This is a genomic window from Pseudomonas sp. IT-P395, from assembly GCF_949767675.1.
Classification (GTDB): Bacteria; Pseudomonadota; Gammaproteobacteria; order Pseudomonadales; family Pseudomonadaceae; genus Aquipseudomonas.
Genome location: NZ_CATKPW010000008.1, coordinates 40392 through 65823 on the forward strand (window position 1 = coordinate 40392; position 25432 = coordinate 65823).

Consider the following 25432-nt stretch of genomic DNA (forward strand, 5'->3'; position numbering starts at 1 on the left):
AGGGTCAGATTATGCCGCTCACTCCAGAGCAGAAGAAACAGTACAAATCCATTGGCCACCACCTGAAACCGGTTTTGACGGTGGCTGACAACGGTTTGACTGAAGGTGTTTTAGCCGAACTTGAACGCGCCTTGGCGGATCACGAGCTGATCAAGATCAAGCTCAACATCCTCGATCGCGAGTCGCGCCTGGCGCACATCGCAGAACTGTGCAAGGTTGGCAAAGCGGACCTGGTGCAGGTCATCGGCAAGATGGCACTGATTTACCGCAAGAACTTCAGCGTCAACAAGCAGCTGTCGAACGTTCATCGCTTCAAGTGATGAATGGGGTCAAGGGTGTGCCTGGCGCACCCTGCCACTCCATCCCGGCACAGGCTGCATCACCAGCACCAGCCCGGAAAACCCCAGAACCAGATAACTGAATACCTGCCAGCGCTGCGCATCCGGCCAGCCGACACGCACTGCGACAAACATCGCACACGCGTACATCGCCATCAACAGAACCTGTCCGCGAAAATCTCGCCATAGACTGGCAAGGCCCTCGGCCTGTACCAGCACCAAAGCCTGAAAAATAACGCATGCGGCGGAAAACCCCACCACCAGCACTTCAAATGCACTGGCGACTTCATCGATCAGCAACGGTGCCAGGCCAATCTGGCCCAGCGCCGGCTGCAAACCGAGATGAATCAGCCATAGACCGCCGACCCAGAGCATCTGAGTCAGCTGCCAAAGCATGGCGCCCGCGTGCAGCGGGCGCCCTTTTTCAGATGTGACGGACTTCGACAATCTCGTACTCGATCACGCCGCTTGGCGTTTTCACGGCGACCACATCGCCCTCTTCCTTGCCAATCAAGGCACGGGCCAAAGGCGAGCCGACCGAAATCTTGCCGAGTTTGAAGTCAGCCTCATCCTCACCCACGATGTGGTAAGTGACGCTTTCATCGGTCTCGACGTTGGCGATTTCGACGGTGGTACCGAAAATCACTTTGCCGGTGTGCGGAATAGTTGTGACATCGATGATGACCTGATTCTGAATCCGGCCTTCGATGTCGCGAATCCGCGCCTCGACCATGCCTTGCTGTTCGCGGGCGGCATGGTATTCAGCGTTCTCTTTCAAGTCACCCAACTCGCGGGCCGTACCGATGTCCTGGCTAAGCTTCGGACGGACGACCTTGGTCAGGTGAGCGTGTTCTTCTTCCAGGGCTTTAGCGCCCTGGACGGTCATTGGGTATTTGATCATGCCTTCAATCCTGCGTGTAGATCCTGCAAGCGGCGCACGGTCTTTTCCGGACCGAACTTCAGCGCTTCACAGATAGCTTCGCCAGCAGCAATGGTGGTGGTGCAATAGATCTTGTGCTGCAAGGCATTACGACGAATGGAGTACGAATCAGCGATCGACTGACGACCTTCGGTGGTGTTGATGATCAGGGTGACTTCGTCATTCTTGATCATGTCGACCACGTGCGGACGCCCCTCGGTCACCTTGTTCACACGGCGCACTTTCAGGCCTGCGGCTTCGATCAGCTTGGCAGTACCGGCAGTGGCAACCACTTCGAAACCCAAGTTGATCAGATCGCGGGCTACGCCTGCAACCAGTGGCTTGTCGTCATCGCGCACGCTGATGAACGCAGTACCGCCGGTCGGCAGCACTTCGCTGGCGCCCATCTGGGCTTTGGCGAATGCTTCACCGAAGGTGTCGCCGACGCCCATCACTTCACCGGTCGACTTCATCTCTGGGCCAAGGATCGGGTCAACGCCAGGGAATTTGGCGAACGGGAACACCGCCTCTTTCACGCTGTAGAAGTTCGGGATGATTTCTTTGGTGAAGCCGATTTCTTTCAGAGTCTTACCGGCCATTACGCGGGCAGCGATCATCGCCAGGGAAACACCAATGCACTTCGATACGAACGGTACGGTACGGGAAGCACGCGGGTTGACTTCGATGACGTAGATGTCTTCGCCTTGCAAAGCCAGCTGCACGTTCATCAGGCCGACAACGCCCAGTTCCAGGGCCATTTTCTTGACCTGTTCGCGCATCTCGTCCTGGATATGCGCCGGCAGCGAGTACGGCGGCAGCGAGCACGCGGAGTCACCGGAGTGAACGCCAGCCTGTTCGATGTGCTGCATGATCGCGCCGATCACCACGTCTTTACCGTCGCAGACCGCATCCACGTCCATTTCGATGGCGCAGTTGAGGAAGTGGTCGAGCAGCACCGGACTGTCGTTGGACACTTGCACTGCATCACGCAGGTAACGCTTGAGCTCGTCTTCCTTGTAAACGATTTCCATCGCGCGGCCGCCCAGTACATAGGACGGGCGCACCACCAGCGGATAACCGATTTTCGCGGCAGCGCGAACCGCTTCGTCTTCGCTACGCACGGTGGCGTTAGGCGGCTGACGCAGGTTCAGGCGCTCAACCATTTGCTGGAAGCGCTCACGGTCTTCAGCACGGTCGATGGCGTCAGGGCTGGTGCCGATGATTGGCACACCAGCGGCTTCCAGAGCGCGAGCCAGTTTCAGCGGAGTCTGGCCGCCGTACTGAACGATCACACCTTTCGGCTTCTCGACGCGGCAGATTTCCAGCACGTCTTCCAGGGTTACCGGCTCGAAGTACAGACGGTCGGAAGTGTCGTAGTCAGTGGAAACGGTTTCCGGGTTGCAGTTGACCATGATGGTTTCGTAGCCGTCTTCGCGCAGAGCGAGGGCAGCGTGAACGCAGCAATAGTCGAACTCGATGCCCTGGCCGATACGGTTCGGACCACCACCCAGAATCATGATCTTGTCGCGACCCGACGGTGCGGCTTCGCACTCTTCCTCGTAGGTCGAGTAGAGGTAAGCGGTGTCGGTGGCGAACTCGGCGGCGCAGGTGTCAACGCGCTTGTAGACCGGGAACACTTCCAGCTTCTGGCGGTGCGTACGCAGGTTCTTCTCGGTCACACCCAGCAGCTTGGCCAGACGCTGATCGGAGAAGCCTTTGCGCTTGAGCTTGAACATCAGGTCGCGGTCGATAGCGGACAGACCGAGGGTCTTGACCTTCTCTTCTTCCTTGATCAGATCTTCGATCTGCACCAGGAACCACGGATCGATCATGTTCATGCCGAAGATGTCTTCGACCGACAGGCCGGCGCGGAAAGCATCCGCCACGTACCAGATACGCTCAGCGCCCGGCACGGTCAGTTCACGCTTGAGCACGCTCATGCTTTCCGGGTTGCTCAGGTCGAGCTTCTCGTCCAGACCGCAAACGCCCACTTCCAGACCGCGCAGAGCTTTCTGCAGGGATTCCTGGAAAGTACGGCCGATGGCCATGACTTCACCAACCGACTTCATTTGCGTGGTCAGGCGTGCGTCGGCCTTGGCGAATTTCTCGAAGGCAAAACGTGGCAGCTTGGTCACGACGTAGTCGATCGACGGCTCGAAGGACGCCGGGGTCTTGCCGCCGGTGATGTCGTTCGACAGTTCGTCCAGGGTGTAACCCACAGCCAGCTTGGCCGCAACTTTGGCGATCGGGAAACCGGTGGCTTTCGAAGCCAGTGCCGAGGAACGCGATACACGCGGGTTCATTTCGATCACGACCATGCGGCCAGTGTTCGGGCAGATACCGAATTGAACGTTGGAACCGCCCGTCTCGACGCCGATCTCGCGCAGTACCGCCAGGGAGGCGTTACGCAGGATCTGGTATTCCTTGTCGGTCAGGGTTTGCGCAGGAGCCACGGTGATCGAGTCACCGGTGTGCACGCCCATCGGGTCGAAGTTTTCGATCGAGCAGACGATGATGCAGTTGTCCTTTTTGTCGCGGACAACTTCCATTTCATATTCTTTCCAGCCGATCAGCGATTCGTCGATCAACAGCTCTTTGGTCGGCGACAGGTCCAGACCACGGGCGCAGATTTCTTCGAACTCTTCACGGTTATAAGCGATACCGCCACCGGTGCCACCCATGGTGAAGGACGGACGGATGATGCACGGGAAGCCCAGGGTTTCGAGAACCGCGTTGGCTTCTTCCATGCTGTGGGCGATACCGGAACGCGGGCACGCCAGGCCGATGGATTTCATCGCCTTGTCGAAACGCGAACGGTCTTCAGCCTTGTCGATGGTGTCGGCGTTGGCGCCGATCATTTCTACGCCGAACTTCTCCAGAACGCCTTCGCGCTCCAGGTCCAGGGCGCAGTTCAGAGCCGTCTGGCCGCCCATGGTTGGCAGCACCGCGTCCGGACGCTCTTTTTCGATGATCTTGGCAACGGTCTGCCACTTGATCGGCTCGATGTAGGTAGCGTCGGCCATGTCCGGGTCGGTCATGATGGTGGCCGGGTTGGAGTTCACCAGGATGACGCGGTAACCCTCTTCGCGCAGGGCTTTACAGGCCTGGGCGCCGGAGTAGTCGAATTCGCAGGCCTGGCCGATAACGATCGGGCCAGCGCCGAGAATCAGGATGCTTTTAATGTCTGTACGTTTTGGCATGGGTTTGTCACTCAAATCCGCAGGTCAGTCGGCAAGCCGTCTTGATCGATTTCTGAAGTCTCGAAGGGGCCGCCGGTGTCGGGGCCGCCCTCGAGGGGCTTCTCTCTACAGTCTCAAGGCGAACGCTTAGCGTCGCTTGGCCATCTCGTTGATGAAGCGGTCGAACAGTGGCGCGACGTCGTTCGGGCCCGGGCTCGCTTCAGGGTGACCCTGGAAGCTGAACGCGCTCTTGTCGGTGCGCTCGATGCCTTGCAGGGTGCCGTCGAACAGCGATTTGTGGATCGCACGCACGTTGGCTGGCAGGGTTTCTTCGTCTACCGCGAAACCGTGGTTCTGGCTGGTGATCATCACGACGCCAGTGTCCAGATCCTGCACCGGGTGGTTGGCACCATGGTGGCCGTGGCCCATTTTCAGGGTCTTGGCGCCGGAGGCCAGTGCCAGCAGTTGGTGACCGAGGCAGATGCCGAATACCGGAATTTCGGTTTCCAGGACTTCCTTGATCGCCTTGATCGCGTAGTCGCATGGCTCCGGATCACCAGGGCCGTTGGACAGGAACACGCCGTCCGGCTTCAGCGCCAGTACATCGGCAGCTGGAGTCTGGGCAGGCACCACGGTGACGCGGCAGCCGCGCTCGACCAGCATGCGCAGGATGTTGACCTTGACGCCGTAGTCGTAGGCAACCACGTGGTACGGCAGCTCGGAAGCGTCGATGGTCGCGTGGCTGTCGGTTTTCAGATCCCAGACAGTCGAACGCCATTCGTATTGAGTCTTGGTGCTGACGACTTTCGCCAGGTCCATGCCCTTCAGGCCCGGGAAGCCTTGCGCAGCGGCGATTGCCGCTTCTTCGGAGATGTTGTCGCCGGCCATGATGCAGCCGTTCTGTGCGCCTTTTTCACGCAGGATGCGGGTCAGGCGACGGGTGTCGATACCGGCGATTGCCACAACGTTGTTGGCTTTCAGGTAGTCGGACAGGGACATCGTGTTACGCCAGTTGCTCGCTACCAGCGGCAGGTCACGGATGACCAGGCCAGCGGACCAGACGCGATCGGACTCGGCGTCTTCCGGCGTGGTGCCGGTGTTGCCGATGTGCGGGTAAGTCAGGGTAACGATCTGTTGGGCGTAGGAAGGATCGGTAAGGATTTCCTGATAGCCGGTCATTGCGGTGTTGAACACCACCTCACCAACGGTTTGACCGTCGGCACCAATGGCTTCGCCGCGAAAAATGCTGCCATCAGCAAGGGCAAGTATGGCTGGCTTAGTCAAGAAGACCTCCCGTAAATAACGCATGAAAGGGCGATCGCAGGTTGTAAAAAAGCGGAGTGACGTATGGACACGTCACCCCGCTTCTTCACTGAATTATTCTGCGCGCTTTTAGTGGACACACTAAAGCTGTAGCTTACAGAAAAAGGCTTTTTTGGTCCACCGCTAAAGAGCCTAAAAGGCCGGAGAATGCGACAGGTCGTCGCCAAGCGGAGAAAAACCAGCGCAAACAGGGCGTTTGCGCTGGGTTCAGCAGTGTATCAACGCAGGTCGAGCACGTCTTGCATGTCATACAGGCCAGGCTCGCGACCATCCAGCCACACCGCCGCACGCACCGCGCCCTTGGCAAACGTCATGCGGCTCGACGCCTTGTGCGTGATCTCCAGACGCTCACCTTCGCAGGCGAACAGCACGGTGTGATCACCCACCACATCACCACCACGCACGGTGGCGAAACCGATGGTTTCACGCTCACGAGCGCCGGTATGACCCTCACGACCGTAGACCGCGACTTTCTGCAGATCACGCTCCAGCGCACCGGCGATCACTTCACCCATGCGCAACGCCGTACCCGAAGGCGCATCGATCTTGTGACGGTGATGAGCTTCGATGATTTCGATGTCGGCATCATCACCCAGCACACGCGCTGCCATATCGAGCAACTTCAGCGACAGATTGACACCGACACTGAAGTTGGCCGCGAAGACGATAGGAATGTCCTTGCCCGCCTCGACCAGCAACTGCTTCTGCGCAGCGTCCAGCCCGGTGGTGCCGATGACCATGGCCTTGCCTGCCTTGCGGCAGAACGCCAGATTTTTCAGCATCACTTCCGGCAGCGTGAAGTCGATCAATACGTCGAACTCTTCAGCCACAGCTTCGACATGCCCGGACAACGGCACGCCGATGCGACCCAGCGAGGCCAGCTCACCGGCATCGACGCCGATCAGCGTGCTGCCAGGACGAACCACCGCGGCGGTCAAACCGGTCAGCGGCGCACTCTGCTGCACGGCCTCGACCAGAATCTTACCCATGCGCCCAGCAGCGCCCATCACAGCTATACGTCGCATGCCGACTCCTTAGAGATCGCCGAAGAAGCGCTTCACACCATCGAACCAGCCAGTGGTTTTCGGCGAATGACTGTTGTCGTCTGCCAGCGAACTGCGGAACTCCTCCAGCAGCTCGCGCTGACGACGATTCAGATTGACCGGCGTCTCGACCGCCACACGGCACATCAAATCGCCCGCACCGCCGCCACGTACCGGCGCCACGCCTTTACCACGCACGCGGAACTGCTTGCCGGTCTGAGTACCCTCAGGGATTTTCAGTTTGACGCGACCGTCGAGGGTCGGGATTTCCAACTCACCACCCAGTGCTGCGTCAACGAAGCTGATCGGTACTTCGCAGAACAGATGCTTGCCATCGCGCTGGAAAATGTCGTGCTCGCGCACATTGATGACTACATACAGGTCGCCCGTCGGACCACCTTGCGTACCCGCCTCGCCTTCGCCGGACAGACGAATGCGGTCGCCGGTATCGACGCCGGCCGGCACTTTGACCGACAGGGTTTTGTACTCTTCAACGCGACCGTCACCGTGGCAGGAATCGCACGGATCGGAAATGATCTTGCCTTGGCCATGGCAACGCGGGCAGGTCTGCTGCACCGAGAAGAAGCCCTGCTGCATGCGCACCTGACCGATGCCGCCGCAGGTCGGGCACGTCGATGGCGATGAGCCTTTTTTCGCGCCGGAACCATCGCACGGCTTGCAATTGACCAGCGTCGGCACACGGATATTCACGGTGGTGCCGCGCACCGCTTCTTCCAGGTTCAGCTCCAGGGTGTAGCGCAAGTCGCTGCCACGCTGAGCGCCGCCACGGGAACCGCCGCGACCGCCACCGAAGAAGTCACTGAAGACATCACCAAAGATATCCGAGAAGTTCTGACCACCGAAGCCGGCACCACCGCCACCCATGCTCGGGTCGACGCCGGCATGGCCGTACTGATCGTACGCCGCACGCTTGCTCGAGTCGGACAGCACTTCGTAGGCCTCATTGGCCTCTTTGAACATTTCTTCCGACGCTTTGTCATCGGGATTACGGTCCGGGTGGTGCTTCATCGCCAGACGACGGTAAGCCTTCTTCAGGTCCGCATCGCTTGAGCCGCGCTCAACACCCAACACTTCGTAATAGTCACGCTTTGCCATAAGTCTTCTGCACTCTTGAGGACGTTCGGCAAACCCCTCCTGAGGATGGCCAAACTCGTTGAGCCCCAATACAGGCCCGGACCCAACTCACGTCAATTCAACGATCCTGGTCTTTGTTTCTTGCGGTACTTTCGGCACGAAAAGCAGGAGCATTCCCGGCCATACCGCCAACATCCGAACCTTGTCGCATGCTGTAAAAATTCGCGTATTCCAGATACGCCAACGCGGGAGCTAGCTCCCGCGCGGCGACATCCTACCAGTCACTGCCTGAAGGCAGTCAACCGACCGACCAACAACTTACTTGTGGTCTTTGACTTCTTCGAACTCTGCATCGACAACGTCGTCAGCCTTCTCAGCCGATTCGCCTTGCGGGGCCGCGCCATCAGCTGGCTGAGCCTGTTCGGCGTACATCTTCTGAGCAACCGGAGCGGAGACTTTCGACAGCTCCTCAACCTTGGCTTCGATAGCAGCTTTGTCGTCGCCTTTGACAGCGGCTTCCAGAGCAACCACAGCAGCTTCGATCGCAGTCTTCTCTTCAGCGGTGACTTTGTCGCCCGCGTCGGCAATCATCTTGCGAGTCGAGTGAACCAGTGCGTCACCCTGGTTACGGGCAGCGGCCAGCTCTTCGAACTTGCGGTCTTCCTCAGCGTTAGCTTCGGCGTCACGCACCATGCGCTCGATTTCTTCGTCGGACAGACCGGAGTTGGCCTTGATCACGATCGACTGGGTCTTGCCGGTCGCTTTGTCTTTCGCACCAACGTGCAGAATGCCGTTAGCGTCGATGTCGAAGGTCACTTCGATCTGCGGCACGCCACGTGGAGCTGGTGGAATGTCGGCCAGGTCGAACTTGCCCAGGGACTTGTTCTGAGTGGCTTGCTTACGCTCGCCCTGCAGCACGTGAATGGTCACAGCGCCCTGGTTGTCGTCGGCAGTCGAGAACACTTGCGATTTCTTGGTAGGAATCGTGGTGTTTTTCTCGATCAGCGCAGTCATCACGCCGCCCATGGTTTCGATACCCAGGGTCAGCGGGCTAACGTCGAGCAGCAGAACGTCTTTCACGTCACCGGCCAGAACGGCGCCCTGAATCGCAGCACCCATGGCAACAGCTTCGTCCGGGTTAACGTCTTTGCGAGCTTCTTTACCGAAGAAATCGGTAACCAGCTTCTGTACCAGCGGCATACGGGTCTGACCACCGACCAGAATCACGTCGTTGATCGCGCCAACGTCCAGACCGGCGTCTTTCATGGCGATGCGGCAAGGTTCGATGGTGCGCTGAACCAGGTCTTCAACCAGTGCTTCGAGCTTGGCACGCGAAATCTTCACGTTCAGGTGCTTAGGACCGGTCGCATCTGCAGTGATGTACGGCAGGTTAACGTCGGTCGACTGAGCGGAAGACAGCTCGATCTTGGCTTTCTCAGCGGCTTCTTTCAGGCGCTGCATGGCCAGCGGATCACCTTTGAGGTTCATGCCGCTTTCTTTCTTGAATTCGTCAACGAGGTAGTCGATCAGACGAATGTCAAAGTCTTCACCGCCGAGGAACGTGTCACCGTTGGTCGCCAGAACTTCGAACTGGTGCTCGCCATCAACTTCAGCGATCTCGATTACGGAAACGTCGAACGTACCGCCACCCAGGTCATAAACAATCACGGTGTGATCGCCCTTAGCCTTGTCCATACCGTAAGCCAGAGCGGCTGCGGTTGGTTCGTTGATGATACGTTTTACGTCCAGACCGGCGATGCGGCCGGCGTCTTTGGTCGCCTGACGCTGGCTGTCGTTGAAGTAGGCCGGAACGGTAATCACCGCTTCGGTCACGGTCTCGCCGAGGTAGTCTTCGGCGGTTTTCTTCATCTTTTTCAGGATTTCAGCCGAGATTTGTGGCGGTGCCATTTTCTGGCCGTTCACTTCAACCCAGGCGTCGTTGTTGTCAGCCTTGACGATCTTGTAAGGGACCATCTGGATGTCTTTCTGCACCACTTCTTCGTCGAAACGACGACCGATCAGACGCTTTACCGCGTACAGAGTGTTGTGCGGGTTGGTCACAGCCTGACGCTTGGCCGACTGACCTACCAGGATTTCGCCATCGTTGGCGTAAGCGATGATCGACGGCGTGGTACGCGCGCCTTCAGCGTTTTCGATAACTTTTGCTTTGCCGTTTTCCAGCACGGAGACGCAGGAGTTGGTAGTCCCCAGGTCGATACCGATAATTTTGCCCATGTTAACTCTCCCGAAACTTTGGATTTTTTTGCCGCAGCAGTGGTGGCTGACTGCGGTAATACTTAAACGCTTGACTTCTAAATGGGGGCCTTGCGGCTAATTTCAAGCCTTCTCGTCAATCGAAGGCGAAATTGGCGCAGGCGCCTTGCTGACCACAACCATGGCCGGGCGCAACAGGCGACCGTTGAGCTGGTAGCCCTTCTGGAACACCTTCAGAACGCTGTTCGGTTCTACGTCGGCGCTTTCCTGCATGGCCATCGCCTGATGTTGAACGGCGTTGAACGGTTCGCCATGCGGATCGATCGCTTCCAACTGATAACGCTTGAGGGTGTCGTGGAACATTTTCAACGTCAGCTCGATGCCTTCGCGCATCGGACGGATGCTTTCGTCGTCCGGGTTCGACAGCTCGAGGCCGCGCTCCAGGCTATCGACGATCGGCAGAAGGTCGCCGGCAAATTTTTCGAGGGCAAACTTGTGCGCCTTCTCGACGTCCTGTTCGGCACGGCGACGGACGTTCTGCAGATCGGCAGCAACACGCAGAGATTGATCCTGCGCGGCGGCCAATTGCTCTTCGAGCACTTGTACACGGGTCGCCAGGTCATCACCCGAACCTTCGGGCGCCTGATTGGCTTCTGGGTTTTGCGTATCTACTGTCTGTTCGTCAGCCATAGAATTCTCCTTTCAATTTCGTCCGCGAGCCTGACTCGCGCTTCTGCCCCGATATATGGGGCCGCAAAATCAGGCTTCAAGGGCCTTCAAGCATTAACCCTACAAAAAAGTGTCGAATATTCATTCCTCAATGCGCTAAGCAGATTTGACCTTCAAGCAAATCGAGCTAAGGGCGGGCATTGTCAGCCTGAAACAAAACACTGTATAAATAACCAGATCTAAAGCTTGGGAGCGGCCTTTATGCTGGTGCACCTGTCCGTACATAACTACGCCATCGTTGAACATCTCGATCTCGAACTCGATCGCGGGATGAGCGTGATCACGGGTGAAACCGGCGCCGGCAAGTCGATCATGCTCGACGCGCTGGGCCTGACTCTAGGTGATCGTGCCGACAGCGGCGTGGTTCGCCCCGGCGCCGACAAGGCCGACATCCTCGCGACCTTCGATCTGGCGGACATCCCTGAAGCCAGCGCATGGCTGGCCGAGCGCGACCTGGAAACGGATGGCCCGTGCATTCTGCGCCGGGTGATCACGTCGGAGGGTCGTTCGCGTGGCTACATCAACGGCACCCCTTGCCCACTCGGCGACCTCAAGTCGCTGGGCGAGTTGTTGATCGATATCCACAGCCAGCATGAACACCAGTCCCTGCTGAAAACCGATACCCATCGTCGCCTGTTGGACGAGTACGCCGGCGCTACCGACCTGGCGCGCCAGGTTCAGCTCGCCGCCCAGCGCTGGCGACAGACTCGCCAGGAACTGGAACGCCTCTCCAATTCCGGCGACGAACAACGCGCGCGCCATCAATTGCTGAGCTATCAGCTCGAAGAGCTGGAAAACCTCGGTCTCGGTGATAACGAACTGGAGCAACTGGAGCAGGAACACAAAAACCTGACCAATGCCGAGACGCTGCTGGGCATTTGCCGGCAAGTGGTCGAGCAATGCAGCGAAAGCGATTCTGGCAATGTATTGAATGCACTGACCGCCAGCCTCAACCGCCTGTCGAGCGTGAATAACTCCGTCGGCGCACTGGGCGAAGCCAGCAGCCTGCTGACCAGTGCGCAGATCCAGGTCGAAGAGGCCGTTGGCGAACTCAATCGCTTCCTCGATAACTTCGATGCCGATCCGGCACGCCTGCAGTATCTGGAAGAACGCCTCGACGCGATCTACACCCTGGCGCGCAAGCACCGGATCCAGCCGACCGAAGTGGGTGAGATGCAGCAGAAGTTGCTGGATGAAATCGAAACCCTCAACGCCAATGATGAATCCATCGAGCGCCTCGGTGAAGAGCTGGCCTCCTATGCCCGCCACTATCAAGAGAAGGCACGGGAACTGAGCGATTTGCGGCATCAGGCTGCCGGCAGTCTCGCCAGCGCGGTTGAGCAGGAGATTCAGCGACTGGGCATGCCTGGCGGCCGATTCACTATCGAATTGAAGGCTAACAGCAGCGATGAGTTGCTGCCCAACGGGCTGGAACAGGTCGAATTGCTGGTCAGCGCCAACCCGGGCCAGCCGCTGAAGGCACTGGCAAAAGTCGCTTCCGGTGGTGAGCTGTCACGGATCAGCCTGGCAATTCAGGTGATCACCGCACAGACCTCCCGCGTTCCGACACTGGTGTTCGACGAAGTGGACGTCGGCATCGGCGGCCCGACGGCTGAAATTGTCGGCCAACTGTTGCGCCGTCTCGGCGATCGCGGCCAGGTATTGACCGTGACGCACTTGCCACAAGTAGCAGCGCAGGGTCATCAGCATCTGTTCGTGCACAAGGTGCGCGGTGAAGAGGCAACGCACACCGCCGTCTCCAAACTGAGCAAGAACGACCGTATAGAAGAAGTGGCGCGCATGCTCGGCGGCATCGATCTGACCAAAGAGTCCTTGGCTCACGCGAAAAAAATGGTCGTTACCGCCAAGGTTTAGAAACGACAGAAAGCACGAAGGCGACCCTTGGGTCGCCTTCGTTCGTTTCGCGAATGTGAAATTCGCGCGACATGCTTACTTTTTCTTGCGGATGTACAGCACCAGATTGTGATCCACCAACTCGACACCGTGCTCCTCGGCAATTGCCTTCTGGAGCTTTTCGATTTCCGGGCTGACGAATTCGACAACCTCACCGGTTTCCACGTTAACCATGTGGTCGTGGTGACCACTGTCGGCCAACTCAAAAACCGCGTGGCCGCCGTCGAAGTTGTGACGGACCACGAGGCCAGCCGCTTCGAACTGGGTCAGAACACGGTAAACCGTGGCCAGACCGACGTCCTCGCCAGCTTCCATCAACGCCTTGTAGACGTCCTCGGCGCTCATGTGACGCTGCTCTGTAGAGTCGAGCATTTGCAGGATCTTGACCCGTGGCAGGGTCACTTTAAGGCCGGCTTTGCGTAGTTCGCTATTTTCAACCATGGTCAGCTTTCTCGCGATGCTGCTTCGCAGCTTCTCTTAATGCGGGTATGATCGGCGTTTACGTTGTCCCAGCCAAGATAGTGGAAGTCGCCCACCGATGCAAAACACCAAGCTCTTGCTAACCAGTTTCACCTTTGTGGGACTGCTCGCACTCGCCGGTTGTTCATTCCCCGGGGTTTACAAAATCGACATCCAGCAGGGCAATGTCGTCACGCAGGACATGATAGACCAGTTACGCCCGGGAATGACCCGGCCGCAAGTACGGTTTATCATGGGTAACCCTCTGCTTGTCGACACGTTCCATGCCGATCGCTGGGATTATCTGTACAGCCTGCAACCGGGTGGCGGTGAACGCCAACAGGAACGCATCAGCGTTATTTTCAACTCAAACGACCAGCTTGTCAGCCTGTCCGGTGACTTTATGCCGGGCGTAAGCCGTGACGAAGCCATTCTCGGCAAGGACAGTGGCACTACGGTGACCGCTCCTGCTGAAAACGCCGAGAAGCCAACACCGGAAAAACCGGTCAAGCCAGGTTCCTTGCTGGATCAGATCCAGAAGGACGTCGATGGGGTAGAAACCGTTCCGGTTCCAACACCAGAGCCGCTGGACACCTCGCCGCAATAATTTGCGACGCAATAAAAAACCCGGAAATTCCGGGTTTTTTATTGCCTGCAATTTGTCTTTTTACGCGTTTCGAGCCTTGGCTTCCGCAGCCTTGGCAGCACGCAAACGTCGAACTTCTTTGGGGTCGGCAAGCAATGGGCGGTAAATCTCGATGCGATCTTCCGCCTGAATTACCCGCGTATCCGGATCAGCCACTACTTTGCCGAAGATACCCAACGGGCACTCCGCCAGATTCAGCTCAGGGAATTCGCTACCGATACCTGACGCCAGAACCGCAGCGCGAACCGTCGCGCCCTCTTTCACGCTGACAGTGCGTAAAACCTGACGGTCCACGGCGGCGTAAACGACCTCTATCTCAATCACCGGCTCAACCATGCATCTGCTTGGCGCGCTGACAGAACGCGTCCACCAGCGTGTTGGCAGCCTGATTGAACAGCGGCCCCAACGTCGCGCGTACCAGTGGCCCGGCGTAATCGAACGAAAGATCCAGACTGATCTTGCAGGCCTTCTCATTCAAGGCCTTGAACACCCAGACGCCGTGCAATTGATTGAACGGACCTTCTTCCAGGTTCATCTCGATCGACTGCCCCGGCACCAGCGTATTACGCGTCACGAAATGCTGGCTGAGACCGCCCTTGGCCACGCCAACGCTGGCGCGCATATGCTCCGGCGAACTTTCCAGCACTTCAGCGGCAGAGCACCACGGCAAAAATTCCGGGTAACGCGCCACGTCGTTGACCAGGTCGTAGAGGAATTGCGCCGGGTACGGCAGTAATGCCGATCGTTGAATATGTGTCGTCATGTGAGCGTTACTTCCAGAGCTGAGCGGCAAACACTACAAGAATGCCGATGGGCGCCACGTAGCGCATCAAAAACAAAGACAGGGCGAACAGTGCCGGATTGCGGATCGACAACTCGTCGCGTACCGCTTCACGCCCCATCACCCATCCGGCAAACAGCACAAAACACAGGCCACCGAGCGGCAACATGATCCGCGAGGTGAAGAAATCGATCACGCCAAAGAAGTCCAGACCGCTCTGCGCACCCCATTGGTAGAGGTGGAACATCCCGCCTTCGTTCACGAAAAATTTGGCTTCCTTCCAGATATTAAAGGAGAACACCGTGCCCAGACCGACGAACCAGCAGATGAACGCCAGCCAGAAAGTCACCCACGCGCGACTGACTTTCGTGCGCTCAACCAAATAGGCAACCATCGGCTCCAGAAGCGAAATCGCCGAACTCCAGGCCGCAATCGCCACCAGCACAAAGAACACCACGCCCATCAGTTGCCCGAAAGCCACGTTACCAAAGGCAAATGGCAGGCTGACGAACATCAAGCCAGGCCCTTCGCTAGGGTTCAGGCCGCCGGCAAACACAATCGGGAACAGAGCCAAACCGGCGACCAGCGAAACAAAGGTATCGAGCAGGGCCACACCGACAACCGTGCCGGACAACGACGAACTCTTCGGCATGTAAGCGCCGTAGATCATGATCGAACCGACACCGACGCTCAGCGAGAAGAACGCGTGCCCCATCGCTGGTAACAAGCCGTCGAGGACTTTTTCCGGGTGGAAATCGAACATGAAATGCACGCCTTCCATGAAATGCCCGGTGGTCATGCTGTAACCCAGCAACACCAGAATCATCACGAACAGCAGCGGCATCATGATGCGCAGGCTGCGCTCAAGCCCGGCGACCACGCCTTTGGCGATGACGAAGGCCGACAGCAGCATGAAAATCGTGTGCCAAAGTGTCAGGCGCCATGGATTGGAGATGACGTTACCGAAATAAGCACCGACCTGATCGGCCGTGGCGCCCTGAAAGTCGCCGCGACCCATGTCGACGATGTAGTCCAGCGACCAGCCGCCGACCACACTGTAGAAAGACAGGATCAGCAATGCCGTGATCATCCCGGCAAATGCCCCCCACGACCACTTGCCCGAGTGCCCGGCTTCCAGCGCCAGCACCTTCAAGGCGTTCGCCGGACTTTGCCGGGCGCGCCGGCCGATCAGGGTTTCAGCGAGCATGACCGGGATGCCGATCAGCGCGATGCACGCCAGAAACATCAGCACAAAGGCGCCGCCGCCGTAGACCCCGACCATGTAGGGGAACTTCCAGATGCTACCCAGTCCCACGGCCGAACCGGTCGCGGCGAGTATGAAAACCCAGCGGCTAGCCCAACTGCCGTGGACAGAAACCTTGTCTGTCGACATCGTTTATCACGCCCAAGCGTTAGAAAAAGAGGCCGCATTGTCCGGGATTCACTCAACCTGCTCAAGCACGCAGCATCACCGTAGCCGACAGCCGTTTATCTCCATATAATGCCGCCCCTATGGCTAAACAGAAGAAACACCCAACAGGGACCATCGCGCAGAACAAAAAGGCGCGACACGATTACTTCATCGAACATAAGTTCGAGGCTGGTCTGGTCCTGGCCGGCTGGGAAGTAAAAAGTCTGCGGGCAAGCAAGCTACAGCTGGTCGACAGCTATGTGCTGCTCAAGGATGGCGAAGCGTGGTTGCTCGGCAGCCACATCACGCCTCTGATGACCGCAAGCACCCACGTCATCGCCGACCCGGTGCGCACACGCAAATTGCTGCTCAACCGCCGCGAGCTGGAAAAGCTCGCTGCCGCCGTGCAGCAAAAGGGTTACGCCTGCGTCTGCCTGTCCTGGTACTGGAGCAAGCACATGGTCAAGTGCGAAATTGCTCTGGGCAAGGGCAAGAAGGAATACGACAAGCGTGATACCGAGCGCGAGCGCGATGCCGGTCGTGAACTGCAGCGTGCGGTGCGCAATAAGGGCAAGGAAGACTGATCTTCCGACCTTGAAAGCAAAGATCGTCCGATCGCGGCCCGAGCCTTCGGCAGCTCCTACACTGGGATTCGCATTTCCCTGTAGGAGTTGCCGCAGGCTGCGATCTTTTGCTTTAAAGAATCACATTCCCTTGCGCCGCTCTGCCCGAGCCATGCGCTGAACCTCCTGCCGCACCTCTTCCAGCACTTCCTGCACATACAAAATATGTCGACTGGAGACTTCCCGCGCCTGCTCCGCGCGACCTTCAATAATCGCCAGATACAATTCCCGATGTTGAGTGATCAGCATGTCGCGGGTTTCCGTGCGCTGCTTGTACATGCCGCCGATGTTGGTGACCACGTTGCGCTTGAGCAGATCGAACAGCCCGCGAATAGTGTGCAGCAACACCGCGTTATGACTGGCTTCGGCAATCGCCAGATGAAATTTCGCATCCGCCGCGCCCTCCTCCGCCCGGCTGACTTCATCGTGGCGCGAGTAGCAATCCTGCAACTCTTCGAAGGCTGCGGTGAGCCTTTCACGATCAACATCAGTTGCGCGCAATGCCGCGTAATAGGCGCACGATGCCTCCAGAGTGTGCCGAAACTCGAGCAAATCACGCTGTGCTTCGGGGTTGCTTTCAAGCAGTTGCAACAGCGGATCGCTGAACGTCGACCCGAGGCTTTCCACTACATAATTGCCGCCGCCCTGGCGACTGACCAGCAGCCCTTTCGCCGCCAGTTTCTGAATCGCTTCACGCAGAGATGGCCGTGATACGCCAAATTGTTCGGCCAGCGTGCGCTCCGCCGGCAGCCGTTCGCCGGACTTCAGCGTGCCCTCAAGGATCATCCCCTCAAGTCGCTCGACAATATCGTCAGACAAACGGCGCTGACGTATCTGATCAAACCCCATAACTCATTTCTCCACGATCCCGACCGCTCGCCGGGCTCTCTATTCTGGCCTATCGGCGCCTTCTCGACACCTACCAGACGCCAGTTGCCGAAACCGGATCAGATGCGATCTGCACCGCTTGTTCGACAAAAGTTTTAGGGCGGCAAATTGACACACCGCCATCAAGGCTTTTACCCTAGCCAACAGCGATTGTAAATTGGTATTACCAATTATCCAAGAACGCTGACAGTGCCTGACCAACAACAATTAGGGGCCACCCCATATGCAAACCTGGCAACAGCTCTACAGCCCGCTCGGCAGTCTCGGCGTGTCCGCACTTGCGGCCGTCATTCCCATCGTTTTCTTTTTCCTCGCGCTGGCGGTGTTCCGCCTCAAAGGCCACGTGGCCGGGAGCATCACCCTCGCCCTGTCGATTGCCGTAGCGATCTTCGCGTTCCAAATGCCGGTCGACATGGCCTTTGCCGCCGCCGGGTATGGCTTTGCCTACGGTCTGTGGCCGATTGCCTGGATCATTGTCGCAGCGGTATTCCTCTACAAACTGACAGTGAAAAGTGGTCAGTTCGAGGTCATTCGCAGTTCGGTGTTATCGATTACTGACGACCAGCGCCTGCAAGTGCTGCTGATCGGTTTCTGCTTCGGTGCGTTCCTGGAAGGTGCCGCCGGTTTCGGCGCGCCCGTGGCGATTACTGCCGCGCTGCTGGTCGGCCTGGGCTTCAACCCGCTGTACGCCGCCGGCCTGTGCCTGATCGCCAACACCGCGCCGGTGGCGTTTGGCGCCTTGGGGATTCCAATCATTGTTGCCGGCCAAGTCACCGGCATCGACGCGTTCAAGATCGGCGCCATGACCGGTCGCCAACTGCCGCTGCTGTCGCTGTTCGTGCCGTTCTGGCTGGTATTCATGATGGACGGCCTGCGCGGCGTGCGTGAAACCTGGCCGGCTGCATTGGTCGCGGGCCTGAGCTTCGCCGTCACTCAGTACTTCACGTCCAACTTCATCGGCCCAGAGCTGCCAGACATCACTTCGGCACTGGCCAGCCTGATTTCCCTGACCCTGTTCCTGAAAGTCTGGCAGCCGAAACGCGCCGCCGGCCAACACATCGCCGGTGCCGTTTCCGCCTCGGTGGTGACCGCCAGCGTCGGCGGTTTCGGCCAGAAGCGCACTACCGTGGCGTCGCCTTACAGCCTCGGAGAAATTTTCAAAGCCTGGTCGCCGTTCCTGATTCTCACTGTGCTGGTGACCATCTGGACGCTGAAACCTTTCAAAGCGATGTTCGCCGCCGGCGGCTCGATGTACAGCTGGGTGTTCAACTTCGCGATCCCGCATCTTGACCAACTGGTGATCAAAACCGCACCGATCGTGGCTGCTCCAACAGCAATACCCGCGGTGTTCAAACTCGATCCGATTTCCGCGACCGGCACGGCGATTTTCTTCTCCGCGCTGATCTCGATGCTGGTACTGAAGATCAATTTCAAAACTGGTCTTACCACTTTGAAAGAAACCTTCTACGAACTGCGCTGGCCAATCCTGTCGATCGGCATGGTGCTGGCGTTCGCCTTCGTCACCAACTACTCCGGCATGTCTTCGACCATGGCCCTGGTATTGGCCGGAACCGGCGCGGCATTCCCGTTCTTCTCGCCGTTCCTGGGCTGGCTCGGCGTGTTCCTCACCGGCTCGGATACCTCGTCCAACGCCCTGTTCAGTTCGCTGCAAGCGACCACCGCACACCAGATCGGCGTCAACGACACCCTGCTGGTGGCGGCGAACACCAGCGGCGGCGTGACCGGCAAGATGATCTCGCCACAATCGATCGCCGTGGCCTGCGCCGCGACCGGGCTGGTGGGCAAGGAATCGGATCTGTTCCGCTTCACCCTCAAGCACAGCCTATTCTTTGCAACGATTGTCGGTCTGATCACCTTGGCTCAGGCTTACTGGTTCACCGGCATGCTAGTGCACTAAACCTACAAGAAACACAGAAAAAACCGACGCCGGTTCGTGATGCCGGCGTCAGCAATTCACAACCCGGTCTGTAAGGCTGCTGAAAGCAACGCTCTCTATATTCAGCAGCCTCAGCGGACGGATAACCGGGACCACCCGGAGACACGCCTGATGAGCGAGCTTTTTTATAACGCCGTGCCAAACGCGCCCCGCGTGGCACCGCCACTGCCCGAACCTCGGCAATATCCCAGCGAGAAACCGTCGCGGGTCTACCTGTTTGGCACGTGCGTGGTCGACCTGTTCTACCCCGAAGCCGGGATGGACGCGATCCACTTGCTGGAGCGTGAAGGGATCCGGGTCGAGTATCCGCAAGGGCAGAGTTGCTGCGGCCAGCCGGCCTACACCTCGGGTTACACCGAGCAGGCACGGACGGTAGCGCGCTCGCAACTGGCGCTGTTTGCCGGAGATTATCCGGTGGTGGTGCCGTCGGGTTCCTGCGCCGGCATGCTGCGCGAGCATTACGCCGACTTGTTCAAGGACGAGCCGGAGACGTTAAAACAGGTTCAGGCCCTCGCGGCCCGCACCTATGAACTGGCCGAATTTCTGCTGTTCGTCTGCAAGGTGCAGCTCAAGGACAGCGGCGAACCGGTCAAAGTCGCGCTGCACACTTCGTGTTCGGCACGTCGCGAAATGAACACCCACCTGCACGGTCGCGAGTTGTTGGCGCAGTTGAGCAACGTGGAACGGGTCAACCACGACCACGAAAGCGAATGCTGTGGCTTCGGTGGGACATTCAGCGTCCGTATGCCAGACATTTCCGGCGCGATGGTGGCTGACAAGACCAAAGCGTTGAAGGATTCCGGCGCGCACAGGGTGTTGAGCGCCGACTGTGGCTGTTTGATGAACATCAACGGCGCATTGGAGAAACAAAAAGAAGCGCTACGCGGGCAACATCTCGCCAGCTTCTTGTGGCAACGAACCGGAGGTGCGCAATGAGCACTTCCGCGATTATCCCTACGGTCGCCGTAGAAGAAGATTTCCGCACCCGGGCACACAATGCCTTGGGTGATCAGCAGCTGCGGAACAACTTCCGCACTGCCATGGACTCACTGATGGTCAAGCGGGCAGCCGCTTTCAGTGACCCCCATGAAAGAGAACATTTGCGCGCACTGGGCAATTCGATCAAGGCCCGCGCGCTCTCCAAGTTGCCCGAGCTGCTCGAGCAACTGGAACAGAACCTGACCCGCAACGGTGTGACAGTGCACTGGGCGGAAACGGTGGACGAGGCCAATGGCATCGTCTTATCGATCATCCGCGCTCACGAGGCGCGGCAAGTGATCAAGGGCAAATCGATGGTCAGCGAAGAGATGGAGATGAACCATTTCCTCGAGGCTCGGGACATTGAATGTCTGGAGTCCGACATGGGGGAGTACATCGTCCAGCTCGACCACGAGAAGCCTTCACACATCATTATGCCGGCGATCCACAAGAATGCCGGTCAGGTCGCGTCCTTGTTCCACGACAAACTTGGCGTGGAATACACCAAGGACGTTGACCAACTCATTCAGATCGGTCGCAGAGTCCTGCGGCAGAAATTCTTCGAAGCGGACATCGGCGTCTCCGGCGTCAACTTCGCCGTGGCCGAAACCGGCACCCTGCTGCTGGTGGAAAACGAAGGCAACGGGCGCATGACCACCACCGTGCCACCAGTGCACATCGCCGTCACCGGCATCGAAAAGGTTGTGGAAAACCTGCGCGACGTGGTGCCGTTGCTGTCATTGCTGACACGTTCGGCGCTGGGTATTCCGATCACCACTTACGTCAACATGATCTCCGGCCCGCGCAAGGCACACGAACTCGACGGCCCGCAGGAAGTGCATCTGGTACTGCTCGACAACGGTCGCAGCCAGGCTTTCGCCGACAGTGAATTACGCCAGACGTTGAACTGCATCCGCTGCGGCGCCTGCATGAACCATTGCCCGGTCTACACCCGCGTCGGTGGTCACACCTATGGCGAGGTGTATCCCGGGCCGATCGGCAAAATCATCACCCCGCACATGGTTGGCTTGGCCAAGGTTCCGGATCACCCGAGTGCCTCTTCGCTGTGCGGTGCCTGCGGTGAAGTCTGCCCGGTAAAAATTCCGATTCCGGCGATCCTGCGTCGCCTGCGCGAAGAAAACGTCAAAGCCCCGGACAGCCCGAATCAAGTGATGCGCGGTCAGGGCAGCAAATATTCGCGCAAAGAACGCTTCATCTGGAACGCCTGGGCCAGGCTCAACAGCTCTCCAACGCTGTATCGATTGTTCGGTTTCTTCGCCACGCGCCTGCGTGCCCTGACCCCGAGTAACGTCGGCCCGTGGACGCAAAACCACAGCGCGCCGAAACCTGCCGCTCGCTCACTGCACGACATGGCCCGCGAGCATCTGGCCAAACAGGGAGACCGCTGATGAGCGCCAAGCAAAATATCCTCGGCAAACTGCGGAAAAGTCTGACGGGGACCACACCTATTGCCGACGACTTCGACGTCGATCTAGTGACGCAGCCTTACACCTACAGCGCCGAACAACGCATTCCGCAACTGCGCAAATTGATGGAAGCAGTGCACACCGAAATCCACCTGACCTCGGGCGAAGCATGGCCGGCGTTGCTTGCGCAATTACTGCGCGACCGTCAGTTGCCGAGCCTGTTGATTGCACCGACTACCGCGCACGGGCAGAAAATCACACAGCACTGGGCGAACAATCCTGATCTGCCAGCACTGAAATCCTACGACCGGCCGATGGAAGAGTGGAAAGCCGAGCTGTTCAACGACACTCCGGCGAGTCTCACCGGCACCCTTGGTGCGATCGCCGCTACCGGCAGCCTGATCATGTGGCCAACCCGCGAAGAACCGCGTTTGATGAGTCTGGTGCCACCGGTGCATTTTGCCCTGCTAAAGGCCAGTGAAATCCGCGACAACTTCTATCAAGTGCAGCAGGAATTCGAATGGGCGCAAGGCATGCCGACCAACGCGTTGCTGGTGTCCGGCCCGTCGAAAACCGCCGACATTGAACAAGTGCTGGCCTACGGCGCCCACGGTCCGAAAGATCTGGTGGTTCTGATTCTGGAGGACCAATGACGCTTCCGGCTAATTTCCTGCGTGATGCGCAGCAACTGATTCCGGCTGAACGCCGCTTTGACGATCCGTTATCGACTCTGGCCTTCGGCACCGACGCCAGTTTTTATCGACTGATTCCGCAACTGGTAATCCGCGTCGAATCGGAGGACGAAGTCGTGGCCCTGCTGAAGCTGGCTCAGCGCGACCATGTTCCAGTGACCTTCCGTGCAGCGGGCACCAGTCTCTCTGGTCAGGCGATCAGCGATTCCGTTTTGATCGTGCTTGGGGATAACTGGAACGCGCGCGAGATTCGTGGCCAAGGCACGCAAATCCGCCTGCAACCTGGTGTGATCGGCGCACAGGCCAACGCATGGCTCGCACCGTTTGGCCGCAAGATCGGCCCTGATCCGGCGTCGATCAACGCCTGTAAAATTGGCGGCATTGTTGCAAACAACGCCAGCGGCATGTGCTGCGGCACGGCGCAAAACACCTACCACACGCTGGCCGGGATTCGTCTGGTACTCGCCGATGGCACGCGACTCGATACCGAAGACGCTGCCAGTGTTGCAGCGTTTCGCAGCAGTCACGGCGATCTGCTCGAACGCTTGGCGACTTTGGGCCGCGAGACCCGCGCCAACGCCGAACTGGCTGCACGAATCCGCCACAAATACCGCCTGAAAAATACCACCGGCCTGTCACTCAACGCCTTGGTGGATTTCGATGAGCCTGTGGATATCTTGAGCCACTTGCTGGTCGGCTCCGAAGGCACCCTCGGTTTCATCAGCGCGGTGACTTACGACACGGTGATCGATCACCCGAACAAGGCGTCGGCGCTGATCGTCTTCCCGGATGTGGAAACCTGCTGCAACGCCGTCACCGTACTGAAGAGCCAACCGGTATCCGCCGTAGAACTGCTGGATCGCCGCAGTTTGCGTTCGGTGCAGGACAAACCGGGCATGCCTGCTTTCGTACAGCAGCTGTCGAACAATGCCTGCGCGTTGCTCATCGAATCCCGCGCCGCGTCTTCTACTTTGTTGCAGGAACAACTGGCGCAAATCATGGCGTCGCTCAGTAGCTTCCCGGTGGAAAAGCAGGTCGACTTCAGCGAAGACCCTGTGGAAAATGCCAAGCTCTGGGCCATCCGCAAGGACACCTTCCCCGCTGTCGGCGCGGTGCGCAAAACCGGTACCACGGTGATCATCGAAGACGTGACTTTCCCCGTCGAACAACTGGCCATCGGCGTGAATCGCTTGATCGAGTTGTTCGACAAACATGCCTACGACGAAGCGATCCTTTTCGGACACGCGCTGGAAGGCAATCTGCACTTCGTCTTCACCCAAGGCTTCAACAACCCGGAAGAAGTCGCACGCTATCAAGCGTTCATGGACGACGTCGCGCAACTGGTCGCGGTGGAATTCGGAGGCTCGCTGAAAGCCGAACACGGCACCGGCCGCAACATGGCGCCGTTCGTGGAACTGGAATGGGGCAGCGACGCCTATCAACTGATGTGGCAGCTCAAACGGCTGCTCGACCCGAACGGCATTCTCAACCCGGACGTAGTGCTCAGCGAAGATCCGCAGATCCACCTCAAGCATCTGAAACCGCTGCCGGCGGCTGACGAGATTATCGATAAGTGCATCGAGTGCGGTTTCTGCGAACCGGTCTGCCCGTCGAAAGGACTGACCTTGAGTCCGCGTCAGCGCATCGTGATCTGGCGTGATATTCAGGCGAAGAAACGCGCAGGCGTCGACACCACCGAACTGGAAAAAGCCTACGAGTACCAAGGCATCGAAACCTGTGCCGCCACCGGTCTGTGCGCGCAACGCTGTCCTGTAGGCATCAATACCGGTGAGCTGGTGAAAAAGCTTCGTGGCAGGCACGCAACGCATCAGAAAACCGCCGACTGGATCGAAGGAAATTTCGCCAAGACCCTGCAAGGCGCACGCTTCACTCTGCACGTGGCCAACGGTGCGCGGATGCTGCTCGGGGCGCCGCGTCTGGCGAAGCTTTCGGCAACCATTACGCGACTGTCCAAAGGTCAGGTGCCGTTGTGGACGAATGCGATGCCGCAGCCAGAGAAGGCCATTCGCTTCAGCCCCTGCGTCTCAGACGAACGTCCGCGTGTGGTGTATCTCGCAGCGTGTGTCTCGCGAGTCATGGGTCCGGCGGCGGGTGATAAAGAGCAAGTGTCGCTCTACGACAAAACCCGTGGACTGCTGGAAAAGGCCGGTTACCAGGTGGTCTTCCCGGACAATCAGGACAACCTCTGCTGCGGTCAGCCCTTCGCCTCGAAAGGCTACGCTGAACAAGCCGAACACAAGCGTCAGGAGTTGATCAGCGCCCTGTTGCACGCCAGTCGCGGCGGACTTGATCCAATCTATTGCGATACCAGTCCGTGTACGTTGCGACTGGTGCAGGACGCAGGAGAAACCCGTCTGGATCTGTACGACCCGGTGCGATTCATCCGTACGCATCTTCTCGATCGACTGGACTTCACTCCGCAAGACGCACCGATTGCCGTACACGTGACCTGCAGCACGCAACATCTGGGCGAAAGCCAGGCGTTGATCGATCTGGCGCGCAAGTGCAGCAATAACGTGGTGATCCCGGAAGGCATTCATTGCTGCGGGTTTGCCGGCGACAAAGGCTTCACCACGCCGGAGCTGAACAGCCACTCGCTGCGCACGCTAAAGGATGCGGTGCAGCATTGCAGCGAGGGGATTTCCACTAGTCGCACCTGTGAGATCGGCCTGACGCAACACGGCGGAATTGACTACCACGGGCTGGTCTATCTGGTGGATCGCGTGACCCGGGCGAAGGCCTGCTGAAGAAAAATAGAACCCTTGAGTTCGACTGTAGTCCACAGAATAACCCCG

22 protein-coding genes are annotated in these 25432 nt (G+C 58.5%); 9 read left to right on the forward strand and 13 right to left on the reverse strand.

Going from position 1 to position 25432, the window contains the following annotated elements; genetic code table 11:
* Nucleotides 1–11: 11 nt before the first annotated feature.
* Complete coding sequence (locus tag ACM6IN_RS07005) at nt 12–320, forward strand: YhbY family RNA-binding protein (protein WP_007915235.1); 309 nt, start codon at nt 12–14, stop codon at nt 318–320.
* A 9-nt stretch (nt 321–329) separates the two neighbouring features.
* On the opposite strand, the gene ACM6IN_RS07010 is transcribed toward ACM6IN_RS07005, so the two are convergent.
* The 8 genes from ACM6IN_RS07010 to grpE all read right to left on the reverse strand — a co-directional run bounded on the left by ACM6IN_RS07010 (nt 330) and on the right by grpE (nt 10801).
* On the reverse strand, nt 330–734 hold the full coding sequence (locus ACM6IN_RS07010) for a hypothetical protein (RefSeq protein ID WP_007915233.1): 405 nt from the start codon (nt 732–734) through the stop codon (nt 330–332).
* A gap of 28 nt (nt 735–762) precedes the next feature.
* On the reverse strand, nt 763–1239 hold the full coding sequence (gene greA, locus ACM6IN_RS07015) for a transcription elongation factor GreA (RefSeq protein ID WP_003221530.1): 477 nt from the start codon (nt 1237–1239) through the stop codon (nt 763–765).
* On the reverse strand, nt 1236–4457 hold the full coding sequence (carB, locus tag ACM6IN_RS07020; RefSeq protein ID WP_007915231.1) for a carbamoyl-phosphate synthase large subunit: 3222 nt from the start codon (nt 4455–4457) through the stop codon (nt 1236–1238). The genes greA and carB overlap by 4 nt, the downstream gene beginning before the upstream one ends.
* A 126-nt stretch (nt 4458–4583) precedes the next feature.
* A complete protein-coding gene (gene carA, locus ACM6IN_RS07025) occupies nt 4584–5720 on the reverse strand; it encodes a glutamine-hydrolyzing carbamoyl-phosphate synthase small subunit (RefSeq protein WP_007915228.1) in 1137 nt (378 codons plus the stop codon).
* Between the two features lie 257 nt (nt 5721–5977).
* Nucleotides 5978–6784, reverse strand: a complete 807-nt coding sequence (dapB, locus tag ACM6IN_RS07030) for a 4-hydroxy-tetrahydrodipicolinate reductase (RefSeq protein WP_007915223.1) — start codon at nt 6782–6784, stop codon at nt 5978–5980.
* A 9-nt stretch (nt 6785–6793) separates the two neighbouring features.
* Nucleotides 6794–7918, reverse strand: a complete 1125-nt coding sequence (dnaJ, locus tag ACM6IN_RS07035) for a molecular chaperone DnaJ (RefSeq protein ID WP_007915222.1) — start codon at nt 7916–7918, stop codon at nt 6794–6796.
* 297 nt (nt 7919–8215) lie between these two features.
* Nucleotides 8216–10132, reverse strand: a complete 1917-nt coding sequence (gene dnaK, locus ACM6IN_RS07040) for a molecular chaperone DnaK (protein ID WP_007915221.1) — start codon at nt 10130–10132, stop codon at nt 8216–8218.
* A 102-nt stretch (nt 10133–10234) separates the two neighbouring features.
* Complete coding sequence (grpE, locus tag ACM6IN_RS07045) at nt 10235–10801, reverse strand: nucleotide exchange factor GrpE (protein ID WP_007915219.1); 567 nt, start codon at nt 10799–10801, stop codon at nt 10235–10237.
* A 240-nt stretch (nt 10802–11041) separates the two neighbouring features.
* Here grpE and recN point away from each other — a divergent pair, with 240 nt between their 5' ends.
* On the forward strand, nt 11042–12715 hold the full coding sequence (gene recN, locus ACM6IN_RS07050; RefSeq protein WP_007915217.1) for a DNA repair protein RecN: 1674 nt from the start codon (nt 11042–11044) through the stop codon (nt 12713–12715).
* A gap of 75 nt (nt 12716–12790) precedes the next feature.
* On the opposite strand, the gene fur is transcribed toward recN, so the two are convergent.
* Nucleotides 12791–13195 carry a ferric iron uptake transcriptional regulator gene (gene fur / locus ACM6IN_RS07055; RefSeq protein ID WP_007915216.1) on the reverse strand — a complete coding sequence of 135 codons (405 nt, stop codon included), beginning with the start codon at nt 13193–13195 and terminating at the stop codon, nt 12791–12793.
* A 97-nt stretch (nt 13196–13292) separates the two neighbouring features.
* On the opposite strand from fur, the gene ACM6IN_RS07060 reads away from it, so the two are divergent.
* Nucleotides 13293–13820, forward strand: coding sequence for an outer membrane protein assembly factor BamE (locus ACM6IN_RS07060; protein WP_007915215.1), 528 nt, complete (start codon nt 13293–13295; stop codon nt 13818–13820).
* Nucleotides 13821–13880: 60 nt separating this feature from the next.
* On the opposite strand, the gene ACM6IN_RS07065 is transcribed toward ACM6IN_RS07060, so the two are convergent.
* Genes ACM6IN_RS07065 through ACM6IN_RS07075 form a run of 3 tightly spaced genes read right to left on the reverse strand, consistent with a single transcriptional unit; the run spans nt 13881 to nt 16033 of the window.
* Nucleotides 13881–14195 carry an RnfH family protein gene (locus ACM6IN_RS07065; protein ID WP_414893457.1) on the reverse strand — a complete coding sequence of 105 codons (315 nt, stop codon included), beginning with the start codon at nt 14193–14195 and terminating at the stop codon, nt 13881–13883.
* Nucleotides 14188–14622 carry a type II toxin-antitoxin system RatA family toxin gene (locus ACM6IN_RS07070; protein WP_007915213.1) on the reverse strand — a complete coding sequence of 145 codons (435 nt, stop codon included), beginning with the start codon at nt 14620–14622 and terminating at the stop codon, nt 14188–14190. The genes ACM6IN_RS07065 and ACM6IN_RS07070 overlap by 8 nt, the downstream gene beginning before the upstream one ends.
* A 7-nt stretch (nt 14623–14629) precedes the next feature.
* Nucleotides 14630–16033, reverse strand: a complete 1404-nt coding sequence (locus ACM6IN_RS07075) for a sodium-dependent transporter (RefSeq protein ID WP_007915211.1) — start codon at nt 16031–16033, stop codon at nt 14630–14632.
* Between the two features lie 119 nt (nt 16034–16152).
* Here ACM6IN_RS07075 and smpB point away from each other — a divergent pair, with 119 nt between their 5' ends.
* Nucleotides 16153–16635 carry an SsrA-binding protein SmpB gene (smpB, locus tag ACM6IN_RS07080; protein ID WP_007915208.1) on the forward strand — a complete coding sequence of 161 codons (483 nt, stop codon included), beginning with the start codon at nt 16153–16155 and terminating at the stop codon, nt 16633–16635.
* Between the two features lie 120 nt (nt 16636–16755).
* Here smpB and ACM6IN_RS07085 read toward each other — a convergent pair whose 3' ends face one another.
* On the reverse strand, nt 16756–17523 hold the full coding sequence (locus ACM6IN_RS07085; RefSeq protein ID WP_007915207.1) for an FCD domain-containing protein: 768 nt from the start codon (nt 17521–17523) through the stop codon (nt 16756–16758).
* Between the two features lie 262 nt (nt 17524–17785).
* Between ACM6IN_RS07085 and ACM6IN_RS07090 the strand changes: the two genes are divergently transcribed.
* The 5 genes from ACM6IN_RS07090 (at nt 17786) to ACM6IN_RS07110 (ending at nt 25384) form a co-directional block, all read left to right on the forward strand.
* Entirely contained in the window at nt 17786–19480 is a 1695-nt protein-coding gene (locus ACM6IN_RS07090) for a lactate permease LctP family transporter (protein WP_122595216.1), read from the forward strand.
* A 150-nt stretch (nt 19481–19630) separates the two neighbouring features.
* Nucleotides 19631–20455 carry a (Fe-S)-binding protein gene (locus ACM6IN_RS07095; protein WP_414915648.1) on the forward strand — a complete coding sequence of 275 codons (825 nt, stop codon included), beginning with the start codon at nt 19631–19633 and terminating at the stop codon, nt 20453–20455.
* Entirely contained in the window at nt 20452–21906 is a 1455-nt protein-coding gene (locus ACM6IN_RS07100; protein ID WP_414915649.1) for a LutB/LldF family L-lactate oxidation iron-sulfur protein, read from the forward strand. The genes ACM6IN_RS07095 and ACM6IN_RS07100 overlap by 4 nt, the downstream gene beginning before the upstream one ends.
* The gene (locus ACM6IN_RS07105; protein ID WP_095114212.1) at nt 21906–22577 is read left to right on the forward strand and encodes a LutC/YkgG family protein; all 672 of its coding nucleotides are present in this window, start codon (nt 21906–21908) and stop codon (nt 22575–22577) included. The genes ACM6IN_RS07100 and ACM6IN_RS07105 overlap by 1 nt, the downstream gene beginning before the upstream one ends.
* Nucleotides 22574–25384 (forward strand): FAD-binding and (Fe-S)-binding domain-containing protein, encoded by a 2811-nt coding sequence (locus ACM6IN_RS07110; protein WP_414915650.1) that lies wholly within the window; start codon nt 22574–22576, stop codon nt 25382–25384. The genes ACM6IN_RS07105 and ACM6IN_RS07110 overlap by 4 nt, the downstream gene beginning before the upstream one ends.
* The last annotated feature ends 48 nt before the right edge of the window (nt 25385–25432 follow it).